Source organism: Isoptericola sp. NPDC019482, assembly GCF_040632295.1.
Taxonomy (GTDB): domain Bacteria; phylum Actinomycetota; class Actinomycetes; order Actinomycetales; family Cellulomonadaceae; genus Isoptericola.
Window position 1 is genome coordinate 26,337 of the sequence record NZ_JBEYBQ010000038.1, and the last position, 13,883, is coordinate 40,219.

14 protein-coding genes are annotated in these 13,883 nt (G+C 73.4%); 4 read left to right on the forward strand and 10 right to left on the reverse strand.

What is annotated here, in order from left to right:
* Positions 1-3: 3 nt before the first annotated feature.
* The 9 genes from ABZ493_RS18775 to ABZ493_RS18815 all read right to left on the reverse strand — a co-directional run bounded on the left by ABZ493_RS18775 (position 4) and on the right by ABZ493_RS18815 (position 9,786).
* Positions 4-1,494 carry an NAD-dependent succinate-semialdehyde dehydrogenase gene (locus ABZ493_RS18775; protein ID WP_430583644.1) on the reverse strand — a complete coding sequence of 497 codons (1,491 nt, stop codon included), beginning with the start codon at positions 1,492-1,494 and terminating at the stop codon, positions 4-6.
* The gene (locus ABZ493_RS18780) at positions 1,491-2,309 is read right to left on the reverse strand and encodes an aldolase/citrate lyase family protein (protein ID WP_430583645.1); all 819 of its coding nucleotides are present in this window, start codon (positions 2,307-2,309) and stop codon (positions 1,491-1,493) included. The genes ABZ493_RS18775 and ABZ493_RS18780 overlap by 4 nt, the downstream gene beginning before the upstream one ends.
* Positions 2,294-3,115, reverse strand: coding sequence for a 2-oxo-hept-4-ene-1,7-dioate hydratase (hpaH, locus tag ABZ493_RS18785; RefSeq protein ID WP_430583646.1), 822 nt, complete (start codon positions 3,113-3,115; stop codon positions 2,294-2,296). The genes ABZ493_RS18780 and hpaH overlap by 16 nt, the downstream gene beginning before the upstream one ends.
* Positions 3,112-4,254, reverse strand: coding sequence for a 3,4-dihydroxyphenylacetate 2,3-dioxygenase (hpaD, locus tag ABZ493_RS18790; RefSeq protein ID WP_430583647.1), 1,143 nt, complete (start codon positions 4,252-4,254; stop codon positions 3,112-3,114). Before hpaD ends, hpaH begins: the two co-directional genes overlap by 4 nt.
* 18 nt (positions 4,255-4,272) lie before the next feature.
* Entirely contained in the window at positions 4,273-5,784 is a 1,512-nt protein-coding gene (gene hpaE / locus ABZ493_RS18795; protein ID WP_430583648.1) for a 5-carboxymethyl-2-hydroxymuconate semialdehyde dehydrogenase, read from the reverse strand.
* On the reverse strand, positions 5,784-6,494 hold the full coding sequence (locus ABZ493_RS18800) for a GntR family transcriptional regulator (protein WP_430583649.1): 711 nt from the start codon (positions 6,492-6,494) through the stop codon (positions 5,784-5,786). The genes hpaE and ABZ493_RS18800 overlap by 1 nt, the downstream gene beginning before the upstream one ends.
* Positions 6,491-7,960, reverse strand: coding sequence for a fumarylacetoacetate hydrolase family protein (locus ABZ493_RS18805; protein ID WP_430583650.1), 1,470 nt, complete (start codon positions 7,958-7,960; stop codon positions 6,491-6,493). The genes ABZ493_RS18800 and ABZ493_RS18805 overlap by 4 nt, the downstream gene beginning before the upstream one ends.
* 154 nt (positions 7,961-8,114) lie before the next feature.
* Positions 8,115-8,975, reverse strand: a complete 861-nt coding sequence (locus ABZ493_RS18810; protein WP_430583651.1) for a hypothetical protein — start codon at positions 8,973-8,975, stop codon at positions 8,115-8,117.
* Between the two features lie 106 nt (positions 8,976-9,081).
* Positions 9,082-9,786: an IclR family transcriptional regulator gene (locus ABZ493_RS18815; RefSeq protein ID WP_430583652.1), complete on the reverse strand. Its 705-nt coding sequence runs from the start codon at positions 9,784-9,786 to the stop codon at positions 9,082-9,084.
* Positions 9,787-9,879: 93 nt separating this feature from the next.
* On the opposite strand from ABZ493_RS18815, the gene ABZ493_RS18820 reads away from it, so the two are divergent.
* From ABZ493_RS18820 to ABZ493_RS18835, 4 genes are all read left to right on the forward strand, one after another.
* The gene (locus ABZ493_RS18820; protein ID WP_430583653.1) at positions 9,880-11,778 is read left to right on the forward strand and encodes an FAD-dependent monooxygenase; all 1,899 of its coding nucleotides are present in this window, start codon (positions 9,880-9,882) and stop codon (positions 11,776-11,778) included.
* Positions 11,779-11,836: 58 nt separating this feature from the next.
* A complete protein-coding gene (locus ABZ493_RS18825) occupies positions 11,837-12,433 on the forward strand; it encodes a gamma carbonic anhydrase family protein (RefSeq protein WP_430583654.1) in 597 nt (198 codons plus the stop codon).
* A 97-nt stretch (positions 12,434-12,530) separates the two neighbouring features.
* On the forward strand, positions 12,531-13,097 hold the full coding sequence (locus ABZ493_RS18830; protein ID WP_430583655.1) for a dihydrofolate reductase family protein: 567 nt from the start codon (positions 12,531-12,533) through the stop codon (positions 13,095-13,097).
* A 72-nt stretch (positions 13,098-13,169) separates the two neighbouring features.
* A complete protein-coding gene (locus ABZ493_RS18835; RefSeq protein WP_430583656.1) occupies positions 13,170-13,538 on the forward strand; it encodes a hypothetical protein in 369 nt (122 codons plus the stop codon).
* A 105-nt stretch (positions 13,539-13,643) separates the two neighbouring features.
* Here the strand turns inward: ABZ493_RS18835 and ABZ493_RS18840 are convergent.
* Positions 13,644-13,883: hypothetical protein (locus ABZ493_RS18840; RefSeq protein WP_430583657.1), on the reverse strand; the 240-nt coding region annotated here is incomplete at its 5' end.

Genomic DNA, 13,883 nt, shown 5'->3' on the forward strand with positions numbered 1-13,883 from the left:
ACCTCACAGCGGCATACCGACGTACTGGACCTCCTGGTACTCGGCGATGCCCTCGAAGCCGCCCTCACGGCCGCTGCCGGACTGCTTCATCCCGCCGAACGGCGCCGCCGCGTTGGAGATGACGCCGGCGTTGAGGCCCAGCAGCCCGAACTCGAGGCGCTCGGCGAACGCGAGCCCGCGTCGTACGTCGGACGTGAAGACGTACGACGCCAGCCCGTACTCCGTGGAGTTCGCGAGCTCCGCGGCCTCGTCCTCGGTACGGAACGTGGCGACCGGGGCCACGGGGCCGAAGATCTCCTCAGTCATGCAGCGGGCGTCCGCGGGGACGTCGCGCAGCAGCGTCGCGGGATAGAAGTGGCCCGGCCCGTCGGGGCGCACTCCGCCGACGACGACCTGCGCGCCGCGCGCGACGGCGTCGTCCACCAGGGATTCGACGGAGTCGACCGCCTTGGCCTCGACGAGCGGGCCCAGCGTGGTGCCCTCGTCCAGCCCGTTCCCGACGACGACGGCGCGGAAGCGCTCGGCGAGGCGGGAGACGAACTCGTCGGCCACGGACTCGTGCACGTAGAACCGGTTGGCGGCGGTGCAGGCCTCGCCTCCGTTGCGCAGCTTCGCGGCCATGGCGCCGTCGACGGCGGCGTCCAGGTCGGCGTCCTCGAAGACGACGAGCGGGGCGTTGCCACCCAGTTCCATCGAGGTGCGCAGCACGTTCTCCGTGGCGGACCGCAGCAGCGCCTGCCCCACGGGCGTGGAGCCGGTGAACGACACCTTGCGCAGCCGCGGGTCGGCCATGATCGGCTCGCTCACCGCCGATGCCGAGGCCGACGGGACCACGTTGAGCACGCCGTCGGGCAGGCCGGCCTCGACCATGAGCTGCGCGAACAGCAGCGACGTGAGGGGCGTGAGCCGCGCGGGCTTGAGCACCATGGTGCAGCCGGCGGCGACGGCGGGCGCCACCTTGCGGGTCGCCATCGCGAGCGGGAAGTTCCACGGCGTGATGAGGAGGCACGGGCCCACGGGCCGGCGCTGCACCAGCATCCGCAGCGAGCTCTCGGGGGTACGCGCGTACCGGCTGTCGTCGTGGGTGGCCTGCTCGGCGAACCAGCGCAGGAACTCACCGCCGTACGTGACCTCGCCGCGGGCCTCCGCGAGCGGCTTGCCCATCTCGAGCGTCATGAGCAGCGCGAGGTCCTCGCGACGCTCCTGCACGAGGGCGAACCCGCGCCGCAGGATCTCGGCCCGCTCGCGGGCGGGGGTCGCGCCCCACGACGCCTGCGCGGCCGCGGCGGCGTCCATCGCGGCGCGGGCGTCGTCCCCGGTCGCGGAGGCCACCTGCGTCAGCGTCTCCCCGGTGGCGGGGTTCTCGACGGCGAACGTGCCGCCGTCGGACGCGTCGCGCCAGGCGCCGCCGATCAGCAGCCCGGTCGGGGTCGAGGGCAGCAGCGTCGCCGCGCGCTCGCGAGGGCTCGTCGTCGTGGGAGTGGTCGTCGTCATCGGGTTCCACCGTCCTTCGGGTGCGTGCGGGAGGCGACGCGCGCGGCGAGCTGCTCGGAGCCGCGCGCGATGAGGGTGACGTCGGCGCCGACGACGACGTACGCCGCCCCGGCGTCGAGGTAGCGGTCGGCCATGGCCGGGTCGAAGGCGTTGACGCCGGCGGGCGTTCCGGCCGCGCGGCACGCGGCGATCGCGCCGAGCACGGCGTCCACGACCTCGGGGTGGTCCTGCTGGCCGAGGTGTCCGAGCGACGCGGCGAGGTCCGCGGGGCCGATCAGGACGGCGTCGACGCCGTCCGTGCCGGCGATGGCCGCGGCGTCGTCGATCGCCGCGCGCGTCTCGAGCTGGACGACGAGCGTGATGCCGTCGTCCGCCCCGCCGAGGTAGCCGGGCACGCGTGACCAGCGCGACGAGCGGGCGAGCGCGCTGCCGACGCCGCGCACGCCGGCGGGCGGGTACCGGACGGCGCGCACCGCGGCCTCCGCCTCGGCGGCGGAGTCGACCATCGGGACCAGCACGTTGGTGGCGCCCAGGTCGAGCACCCGCTTGAGGCCCACCGGGTCGCCGGACGGCACGCGCACGAGCGTCGCGACCGGGTACGCGGCGGTGGCCTGGAGCTGCGCGAGCACCGTGGTGAGGTCGTTCGGCCCGTGCTCGCCGTCGACGAGCACGACGTCCAGCCCGCTGCCGGCGAGGAGCTCCGCGGCGACGGGGCTGCCCATCGAGGACCAGGCGCCGACGGCGGCGCGGCCGTCCGCGGCGGCGTCGGCCAGCACGGCGGCCAGCGAGCGGTCGGTGGTCAGACGAAGCGGCATGTGACGGCCCCCAAAGGTCCGTAGTCGGCGTGCACGGTGTCGCCGGGGTGCACCCACGTGGGGCGGGTGAACGACCCGGCCAGGACGGTCTCGCCGGCGGCGAGCGAGTCGCCGTGCGCCGCCAGCTTGTTGGCGAGCCAGGCGACGCCGGCGGCCGGGTGCCCCAGCACGCCCGCGGCGACGCCCGTCTCCTCGATGGTCTCGTTGCGGTACAGCAGGGCGGACACCCAGCGCAGGTCGACGTCGTCGACCCGCACGGGCCGCCCGCCCACCACCATGGCACCCATGGCGGCGTTGTCGCTGATGGTGTCGACGATGGTGCGGCCCGGCATCTCGACGCGGGCGTCGAGGATCTCCAGCGCCGGCACGACGCGGTCGGTGGCGCGCAGCACGTCGGTCACCGTGATCCCGGGGCCCTCGAGCGGCGACGCGAGCACGAACGCGAGCTCCACCTCGACGCGCACGTTGGAGTACGCGGCGTGCTCCACGACGCTGCCGGACTCGAGCACCATGTCGTCGAAGATGACGCCGTAGTCGGGCTCGGTGATGCCGGTCGCCGCCTGCATGGCCTTGGACGTCAGGCCGATCTTGTGCCCGACGACGCGCCGCCCGCGCGCCTCGCCCCGCTCGCGCCAGGTGCGCTGCACGGCGTACGCGTCGGCCACCGTCATGCCCTCGTGCCGCGCGGTGAGCAGCGGCACGGGGGTGCGGGTGCGGTCCGCCTCCGCGAGCTCGTCCGCGATGGCGACGACGGCGTCGTCGTCGAGGGTGCGCTCGCCGTCGGCCCCGGTCGCAGCCCCCGTCACAGCGTGGCCCCGAGCTTGAACCCCTGCTCCGTGTCGCCCTTGCGGGTGTAGGAGAACCCGTCGGCGCCGACGGTCACCTCCATCTCGGAGTCGTCGGTGCGGGCGACGACGGGCTGCGGGACGCCGTCGAGGTCCAGCACGAGGGACGCCTCGGTGTACCAGCTCGGCACGACGGGGTTGCCCCACCAGTCGCGGCGCTGGTTGTCGTGCACGTCCCACGTGACGACCGGGTTGTCCGGGTCGCCTGTGTAGTAGTCCTGCGTGTAGATCTCGACGCGGTGCCCGTCGGGGTCGCGCAGGTACAGGTAGAACGCGTTCGAGACGCCGTGCCGGCCCGGCCCGCGCTCGATGGCGTCGGATCGGCGCAGCGCGCCGAGCTTGTCGCAGATGGCGAGGACGTTGTGCTTCTCGTGCGTCGCGAACGCCACGTGGTGCATGCGCGGCCCGTCGCCGCCGGTCATGGCGGTGTCGTGCACGGTGGGCTTGCGGCGCATCCACGCGGCGTAGACCGTGCCGTCGTCGTCCTGGATGTCCTCGGTGACGCGGAAGCCCAGGTCCTGCATGAACTTCACGGCCCGGGGCACGTCCGGGGTCACCTGGTTGAAGTGGTCCAGGCGCACCAGCTCGCCGGGGGCGTGCAGGTCGTAGCGCCACGACAGCCGCTCGACGTGCTCGGTCTGGTGGAAGAACTCGTACGGGAAGCCGAGCGGGTCGACGACGCGCACCGACTCCCCGATGCCCTTCGTGAAGCCGCCCGGCTCGCGGCGCACCTCGCAGCCGAGCTCGGTGTAGAACCCGACGGCCTTGTCGAGGTCCTCCGGCGTGCGCACGCGGTAGGAGAACGCGGCGACGGCGGCGACCTCGCCCTGGCGCAGCACCAGGTTGTGGTGGATGAACTCCTCGGTGGAGCGCAGGTAGATGCTCTGCTCGTCCTCCTCCGTGACGTACAGGCCCAGCACGTCGACGTAGAACTCGCGCGACGCGGCGAGGTCGGTGACCACGAGCTCCATGTACGCGCAGCGCAGGATGTCGGGTGCGGGGCTCGTCGGCGTGGCGACGGGGTTGTCCGAGTGGATCGGCGCCTCCTGGGAGACGTAGAAGCCCGAGGAGGTGAGGGTGCGGTCGTTCTTGTGGGTCATGTCAGGCGTCCTTGCCGTTCAGTTCTTGCCGAAGGTCGGGTTGTGCACCTTGCCGAGCGTGATGTGCACGGCCTGCTGGTCGGTGTAGAAGTCGATGGAGCGGTACCCGCCCTCGTGGCCCAGGCCGGACGCCTTGACGCCGCCGAACGGGGTGCGCAGGTCGCGCACGTTGTTCGAGTTCAGCCAGACCATCCCGGCCTCGACGGCCTGGGAGAAGTTGTGGGCCCGCTTGAGGTCGTTGGTCCAGATGTACGCCGCGAGGCCGTACGTCACGCCGTTGGCGAGCTCGAGCGCCTCGGCCTCGGTGTCGAAGGGCGTGATCGCGACGACGGGGCCGAAGATCTCCTCCTGGAAGATCCGGGCGTCGGGCTGCACGTCCGCGAAGACGGTGGGGGCGACGAAGTTGCCGGTCTCGAAGCCCTCGGGGCGGCCGCCGCCGGCCACGAGGCGGCCCTCGCTCCTGCCGAGCTCGACGTAGCTCATGACCTTCTCGAAGTGCTCCGGGTGCACGAGGGCGCCGACCTCGGTGTCCTTCTCGTGCGGGTAGCCGACGCGCACGCGCTTCGCCTGGGCGGCGTACCGCTCGACGAACTCGTCGTAGACGGCGCGCTCCACGAGGATGCGGCTGCCGGCGGTGCAGCGCTCGCCGTTGAGGGAGAAGACGCCGAAGATCGTCGCGTCGATCGCGGCGTCGAGGTCGGCGTCGGCGAAGACGACGGCGGGGGACTTGCCGCCGAGCTCCATCGACAGGCCCTTGAGGTACGGGGCCGCGTTGCCGAAGATCAGCTGGCCCGTGCTGCTCTCGCCGGTGAAGGAGATGAGCGGCACGTCGGGGTGCTTGACCAGCGCGTCGCCGGCCTCCTCGCCCAGCCCGTTGACCAGGTTGAACACGCCCTGGGGCAGCCCGGCCTCCTCGAAGATGCCCGCCCACAGGGACGCCGACAGCGGCGTGAACTCGGCCGGCTTGAGCACCACGGTGTTGCCGGTGGCGAGCGCGGGCGCGAGCTTCCACGACTCGAGCATGAACGGCGTGTTCCACGGCGTGATGAGCCCGGCTACGCCGATCGGCTTGCGGTTGACGTAGTTGATCTGGCGGCCGGGCACCTTGTAGGTGTCGTCGGCCTGCGCCACGACCAGGTCCGCGAAGAAGCGGAAGTTCTCGGCCGCCCGGCGGGCCTGGCCGAGGGCCTGCGTGATCGGGAGGCCGGAGTCGAAGGACTCCAGCTCGGCGAGGCGGGCGTCGCGCGACTCCACGAGGTCGGCGATCTTGTGCAGCACCCGCGAGCGCTCGCGGGGCAGCATCGTCGGCCAGGGCCCCTCGGTGAACGCGCGGCGCGCGGCGGCGACGGCGGCGTCGACGTCGGCCTTCTTGCCCGCGGCGGCCCGGAGGTAGGTCTCGTTCGACACCGGGTCCAGCACGTCGAAGGTGGCGCCGTCGGCCGAGTCGACGAAGCGGCCGTCGATGTAGTGCCGGATCGCGGTGGGCAGGTCGGCGGGGCGGTGCGTCTGGGACGTGTTCTGCTCGGTCATCACTTCTCCTGCGTGTGCGAGCGGTGCTGCTCCTGGAAGGCGAGCACGGCGTCGAGGGTGGCGGTGCGGTGGCGCCGGGCCGCGAGCTCGACGTCGGTGGCGGTCGCCGTGCCGGCCTGCAGAGCGGCGACGAGGTCGAGGATCCGGTCGTGCTCGGCGACGGACTCGCGCGCGCGGCCGGGCACGAACGAGAACGACGAGTCGCGCAGGACGGTCATGCGCCGCCAGCCGCGGCGCACGAGGTCGAGCACGTGCGGGTTGGGGCACGGCTCGAAGAGCACGGCGTGGAACTCCAGGTTGAGCTCCGTGAACCGGTGCGGATCGAAGTCGGCGAGGCACCCGTGCATCCGCTCGTTGACGGCGCGCGCGGCGTCGAGCTGCGCGGCGGACAGGTGCGGCGCGGACAGCGCGGTGGCGAAGCCCTCGACCAGCGCCAGCGTCTCCATCGTGTGCTGGTACTCGGTCTCCTTGAGGAGGGCGACCTGGGCGCCGACGTTGCGCTCGAACGTCACCAGGCCCTCCGCCTCGAGGCGGCGGATGGCCTCGCGCACCGGGACGACGGACATGTCGAGCTCGCCGGCGAGCTGCGCCAGCACGAGCCGGTAGCCGGGCACGAAGCGCCCGTCCTCGATCCGCTCGCGCAGGTAGGCGTAGGCGCGCTGGGACTTGCTCACCGTGCCGCCCGCCGGGGCGCCCGTCGTGACGCTCACGAGGCACCCCCGGCGGTCTCGCGCTCGTAGCGGGCGCGCCACTCGGCGTTCATGGGGAACAGCCCGTCGACGGGGGCGCCGGCGGCGACCTGCTGCGCGACCCACGCGTCAGCGGCCTCCTGGGCCTCGGCCTCGGCGAGCACCTCCTCGACGAGCGCCGGCGGGATGACGAGGACGCCGTCGCCGTCGCCCACGACGACGTCGCCGGGCTGGATCGCGGCGCCGCCGCACGCGACGGTCACGTCGGTCTCCCACGGCACGTGCTTGCGCCCGAGGACGGACGGGTGCGGGCCCTGCGAGAAGACGGGGATGCCGATCTCGGCGACCGCGTCGGCGTCGCGCACCCCGCCGTCGGTGACGATCGCGGCGGCGCCGCGCACGTGGGCGCGCAGCGCGAGGACGTCGCCCACGGTGCCGGTGCCGCGCTCGCCGCGGGCCTCGACGACGATCACCTCGCCCGGCTCGACGGCGTCGAACGCGCGCTTCTGCGCGTTGAAGCCGCCGCCGTGCGAGGCGAACAGGTCGGGGCGGAAGGGGATCAGCCGCAGCGTGCGGGCAGTGCCGACGAACCGGTCGCCGGGGTGGTTGCCGTGCACGCCCTCGACGAAGACGTCGGTGTAGCCGCGCTTGCGCAGCGCCGCGGACAGCGTCGCGACGGCGACGCCCGCGAACCGCTCGCGCATCGCGTCGGTGAGGGCGAACGCGGGCTCGGGTTCCGGCGCGGGCGTGCCCCATGCCTCCGCGCGCTGCACGGCGTCGACGGCCGGCTTCGAGCCGAAGTCCCCGAACGCGTGCGTGCCGGCGGTGACGGTCGTGACGAGGCGGCCGCTGGACCGTGGTTCCGAGGCGCGGGCGCCGGGCGCGCCGGGGGCGTCCACCTCGACCTCGACGACCTGCCCCGGCCCGACGACCGACGAGCCCGCCGGGGTGCCGGTGAGGATCACGTCGCCCGGCTCCAGCGTGAGGTGCTGGGACAGGTCCGCGACGAGGCGGCCGAGGTCGAACAGGAGGGTGCCGGTCGAGTCGTCCTGGACGAGCTCGCCGTCCACCCAGGTGCGCACGCGCAGGCCGGCGGGGTCGACGTCGGACGCGGGGATCCAGCGCGGGCCGAGCGGCGTGTAGCCGTCGCCGCCCTTGTTGCGCAGGTTGGAGCCCTTGTCGGCGGCGCGCAGGTCGTAGAGGCCGAAGTCGTTCGCCGCGGTGACGGCGTCGACGTGCGACCAGCCGTCGGAGGGGGAGACCCACCGCGCGGCGGTGCCGATGCGGATCGCGACCTCGCCCTCGAACGCGAGGAGCTCCGTGCCGAGCGGTCGCTCGATCGTGCCCCCCGTCCCGGCGAGCGACGAGGCGGGCTTGAGGAAGTAGGACGGCTGGCTCGGCGTCCGGCCCCGCTGGGCCGCGCGGGACGGGTAGTTCAGGTGGACGGCGATGATCTTGCCGGGTCTGGGCTGGTCGTCGGTGACCACGGGCACCCCACTGTCGGTTCGAGAAGCACTGTCAGGTCGAGGCTGTCATGTCGTATCTCGGATGATATACGATTTCGCGGCGTTGGCTACGCCCCCGGGCGCTGGTGTCCGGCGGGGCGCGTCGCGGATCGGACCGTCCGGTCGGGCGCCTCGGTCACCGCAACTTCTTGCGCACGCTCAGGTAGGTGCGCTCGGTGGCCGAGCCCCAGGTGCCGGTGGCGGAGACGCCGACCACCCGCTGCAGCGCGGCGACGGCCTTGTCGTGCGCGGCGCGCGACTTAGGCCCCCACTTGCCGTCGGCGGTGACGCCCACCGCGCGCTGCGCCGTCTTGACGCCGTAGGGGAACTTCGTGCCGTGCATGCGGGAGGCGGCGCGGATCGCCTGCAGTCGCTGGTCGGTGTTCGGTCCCCACAGGTTGTCCCGCTGGGCGAGGGGGAAGTGCGCCACCTGCTGGAGTCGCTGGGTGGTGCGCGAGCCCGCGGGCGCGAGCACGGTGCCGCGGCCGTAGTTGGACGTCGTGCCGACGTCGACGTGCACATGGTTGCGGTGGCCGGCGGCCGAGCCGACCGTCCCGTCCCGCGCGTAGATCACGCCCAGGCCCATCGAGTCCGCCACCTTGATCGCGGTCCGTGCCCGGGTGCGCTCCGAGGACGGCGCTCCCGCCGGGCCGTAGTTGAGGTCAGCCGCCAGGCCGTCGTAGTGCCAGGAGTTCTTCGAGTGCGCGCCGCGGGTCACCCCGCCGTACGACGGGTGCTCGGAGACCCGGAACCCGTACGCGCGGGCCCAGCTCAGGTAGGCCTTGAGTGTCGTCGACGAGCTCTTCTGGCGACCGATCCCCAGGGCCAGCGGCCCCTCGGCGGGCCGCGCGGCCGCGCCCGAGCGTTCCGGTGCCTGCGGGGCCGCGACCGCGGGCACGGCCGCGAGCGGGGCGAGCAGGGCGGCGCAGACTCCGGCCGCCGCGAGCAGCCGGCGGGGCCGGGCGACCCGAACGGGGGCAGGGGGACGAGCACTCATGGACACCTCGCTCCTCGACGGGACGGCGGGCTCCGGTGGTGCATGGTCGCCCTGAGCCACCATGCATGGCGGTCGTCGGTTCTGCCAGGCGACAGTGTCCGGCCCCTCAGCCGCCGAGGGCCTCCCGCACGGCGCTCGCCGACGCGGTGAGGCGCGCGGCGATCTGCTCGTGGTCGGCCGGGCTGGCGACGTGCACGACGGCGATGGCGGCGGGCCCGCGTCCGCGCAGCGCCAGCGGCACGGCGACCGACTCGAGGCTGGGGATGACCTCGTCGTGGCTGGTGGCGAAGCCTCGCTGCGCGGCCTCGGCGACGGTGGCGCGCAGCGGCTCCGGCGCGTCCGCGGGCCACTGCGCGTGGGGGAGGAGCGTGAGGATCGCCTTGCCGGGCGCGCCCACGGTGACCGGGTGCCGGGTGCCCGGGCGCTGCGCCACCGGGGCGACGGCGTGCCGCGGCTCGACGCTGACGAGGGTCACGCACTCGTCGTGGTCGAGGACGGCGAGGAAGCAGGTCATCCCCAGCTCGTTCGCGACGGCGGTGAGCTCGGGCAGCGCCTCGGCCTGCAGGTCGTGGGCGACGCCCGCGGCGAGCGCGGCCATCCGGGCGCCGAGGGTGACGCCGCCGTTCGCGTCGCGCACGACGAGCCCGTGGTGCTCCAGCGTGCGCAGCAGCCGGTACGCGCTGGAGCGGTGCACGCCGAGCAGACCCGCGACGTCGTCGATGGTCAGGGGCGCGCGGGCGTCGGCGAGCACCTCCAGGATGCGGATGCCGCGGCTGAGGGTCTGCGACGGGGGCGGGCCGGCGTCGGGCATCGGCGTCCTTCCGGTGGGTTACGCTGCATTCAATAGTAGAACGGCGTGTTCCAATATAGAACAACCTCGCATCAACGACGATGAGGAGCGCTCGTGCAGTTCCACCACCACGGCTACGTCTCCGGGGACCCGCGGGTGCTGCCGGCTGCCGGCACCGGCGTGGACCGCCCCGCCGAGCTGCCCGACGAGGTCGACGTCCTCGTCGTCGGGTCGGGGCCGGCGGGCATGCTGCTCGCCGCGCAGCTGTCGCGGTACCCCGGCGTCACGACCCGCCTCATCGAGAGGCGCGAGGGCCGCCTGGTGCTCGGCCAGGCCGACGGCATCCAGCCGCGCAGCGTCGAGACGTTCGACGCGTTCGGCTTCGCGGAGCGGATCATCGCCGAGGCCTACAACATCGGCTGGATGAACTTCTGGGGCCCCGACCCCGAGAACCCGAAGCACATCGTGCGCACCGCGCGCACCGAGGACTACGGCCTCAAGATCAGTGAGTACCCGCACCTCATCGTCAACCAGGCCCGCGTGCTCGACTACTTCGCCGAGGCCGCCGCGCTGGGTCCCGCCCGCATCGTGCCCGACTACGGCGTCGAGTTCCTCGGCCTCACCGTGCACGAGGGTCCCGACGCGGGCGAGCACCCCGTCGAGGTGCGCGTCCGGCACGTGGGCGGCGAGCGCTCGGGGGAGGAGCGGGCCGTCCGGGCCAGGTACGTCGCCGGGTGCGACGGCGCCCGCAGCGCGGTGCGCGAGGCGATCGGGCGCAAGCACGTCGGCGAGTTCGCGGCGCACGCGTGGGGCGTGATGGACGTGCTCGTCAACACCGACTTCCCCGACTGGCGCACCAAGTGCGCGATCAACTCCGAGGCAGGGAACATCCTGCTCATCCCGCGCGAGGGCGGGTACCTGTGCCGCGTGTACGTCGACCTCGGCGAGGTCGCCGCGGACGACCACCACCGGGTGCGCAGCACGCCGATCGAGGAGATCGTCCGCCGGGCCAACGAGATCCTCACCCCCTACTCCCTCGACGTGAAGGACGTCGCCTGGCACAGCGTGTACGAGGTCGGCCACCGGGTGACCGACAAGTTCGACGACGTGCCCGACGGAGAGGAGCACCGCACCCCGCGCGTCTTCCTCACCGGCGACGCCTGCCACACCCACAGCGCCAAGGCCGGCCAGGGGATGAACGTGTCCATGCAGGACGGGTTCAACCTGGGCTGGAAGCTCGGGTCCGTGCTCACCGGCCTCAGCCCCGAGTCGCTCCTGGCCACGTACTCCGCCGAGCGGCAGCCCGTGGCGCAGCAGCTCATCGACTTCGACCGCGAGTGGTCCAGCCTCATGGCCCGCAAGCCCGAGGAGATCTCCGACCCGCAGGAGCTGGCCCACTACTACCTCGCGACGTCGGAGTTCCCGTCGGGGTTCATGACGCGGTACGGGCCGTCGTCGATCGTGGGGACCGGCGCCCACCAGGAGCTCGCCGCCGGGTTCCCGATCGGCAAGCGGTTCAAGTCCGCCGAGGTGACGCGGGTGTGCGACGGCAACGCCGTGCACCTGGGGCACCACGCCAAGGCCGACGGGCGCTGGCGCGTCTACGCCTTCGCCGACGACGCCGCGCCGGGCGAGGGATCCGCGCTGGACGCCTGGGCGGCGTGGCTCGCCTCGCCGGAGTCTCCCGTGGCCCGGTTCACGCCCGCCGGGGCCGACGTCGACGCGGTCTTCGACGTCAAGGTCGTCTACCAGCAAGGGTTCCAGGACGTGGACCTCGCGGACGTGCCCGACGTGTTCCGCCCGCGGACCGGCCCGCTGGGGCTCACCGACTGGGAGAAGGTGTACGCCGCCGGTCCCACCGTGTGGACCGGGGGCGACATCTTCGCCGAGCGAGGGCTCTCCCGCGACGGCGTGGTCGTCGTCGTGCGCCCCGACCAGTACGTGGCGCACGTGCTGCCGCTCGACGCCACCGACGAGCTCGCCGAGTTCTTCGCGGGCGTGTTCGTGGGCTGAGCTATCGTCCGGAGGCGTCGGCCGCTATCGGGTCGGTCGCGATCGAGGGGAGCAGGCCGTGCTCGTGCGCCACCGGGGAGCCTCCCCGTCCGTCCACCCGTCGGCGTGGGTCGCGCCCACCGCCGTCCTGGTCGGGAACGTCACCGTCGCGGCCGGCGCACGCGTGCTGCACGGCGCCGTCCTGAGCGCCGAGGACGGCGCCGTCGTCGTGGGCGAGGACAGCGTGGTCATGGAGCACGCGCTCGTGCGCGGGCGGGCCGGCCATGACGCGCGGATCGGCGCCGCCGTCCTCGTGGGCCCGCACGCCCACGTCAACGGCAGCACCGTCGAGGACGAGGTGTTCGTCGCGACCGGTGCGGCCCTGTTTCCCGGCAGCCGGATCGGCGCGGGCGCCGAGGTGCGCATCCACGGCGTCGTGCAGGTGAACACCGTCCTGGAGCCCGGGGCCCTCGTGCCGATCGGCTGGATCGCCGTGGGCGACCCGGCGCAGATCCTGCCGCCCGACCGGCACGACGACATCTGGGCGGTCCAGCGGGAGCTCGACTTCCCCGGGACCGTCTACGGCGTGGGGCGCGACGTGCCGATGCGGGAGCTCATGCGCCGCCAGTCGGAGCTCTACGGCGCGCACCGCGACGACGAGGTGCTGCCCGACTGACGGCAGCTGACCGTCGTCGTCCGCACGCGCGACGGCGCGCCGTCGCGCCGATACTGGTGGCGACCAGGAGTGCCCAGCGGCCGAGGAGGGCCCGACGATGGCCGACCTGATGATCGACTACATCACCTCGCTCGACGGGTTCGGGTCCGCCGACGGGTGGCCCGGCCTGTGGGGGATGGGCGGGCCCGACTACTTCGCCTTCCTCGAGGAGGACGGGCGGCAGGAGTTCACGACGCTCCTGGGTGCCACGACCTACCGGCTGTTCGCGGGGTTCGCCGAGACCGGCGAGGAGGAGATGGCCGAGGTCACCGCCCGCCCCAAGGTCGTGTTCTCCCGCACCCTCACCGAGCCGCTGGAGTGGGCGAACACCACACTCGTCTCCGGTGACGCCGTCGAGGCCGTGCGCGCGATGAAGCGGGACGACGTCGCGCTGCGGACCATCGGCAGCCCGAGCCTGGGCCGCTCCTTGCTGACGGCGGGGCTCGTCGACCGCGTCCGCGTCGTCGTCTTCCCGGTCGTCAACGGCGCCACCGGCCACGACCGGCTGTACGACGGCTGGCCCGACGTCCGGCTCGAGCTCCTCGACAGCCGCACCCTCGACGGTCGGCTGACGCTGCTCGAGTACGCGCCGACCGTGCTGGACGGCCCGCCCGGCGCGGGCTGAGCGGCAACCGACCTGGCCGGCAACCTCGTCGCGGCCGCGGTTCCTGAGGGTTGGCCCAGGATCCTCACGGGCGTGAACATGGGCCCGGTCGGTGTCGAGCTGGAGGTTCTGGAGCGCGAGCCTGTCGAGCCCCCCGACCCGGTGTGGGAAGACGTCGCCGAGCTCAGCGTGATGGTCGGCCCTGAGGGGGCGTTCGTGTGCGGCCCCACGGATCCGCCACCTGAGCCTCGTCTCACGCCCAACCGTCCATCGGATGGGGCCCTTCGGCTCAGGGTCCATGCCCGGAACCGCGACCACGAGCGCGACGGCGTAGCGACCGAGGCGCACGAGGAGTACCTGATCCAGTCGTGGCCGGCGCCCGTCTCACCGTCGTCCGTCCTCAGGTCCGGCTCCCGGTTCGCCCGCGAACGGAGGAAGCCACTGGGGCCGCCCCCGGAGTGATGTGGGACCAGCCCTTCGCGACGCCGGCCGAAAGGGCCGCCCAGATCGCCAGTCTGCTCCAACGCGGTCGAAAGAGCTGAGGGCCACGTCGCCGAGGTTCCCCCGTCAGAACGGTGGAACGCCGTCGTCACCGTGGTCGTGGGCGGCGGGTTCGACCGGTGCCGCGGGTCCCGCCGCATCGGGCGCGGGCGGGGACTGGTGGGTGAGGTGTGCGGCCGTGGTGGCCCATTCGTCGAGGCGGTCGAGGGTGTGGTCGGCGGTGCCGGGGGTGGTGAGGTAGGTGCGGCCGCGGGGTGAGGTCCAGGCCAGGACGCCGCTTCCGTGGGAGCTGTCGAGCTGTTCGAC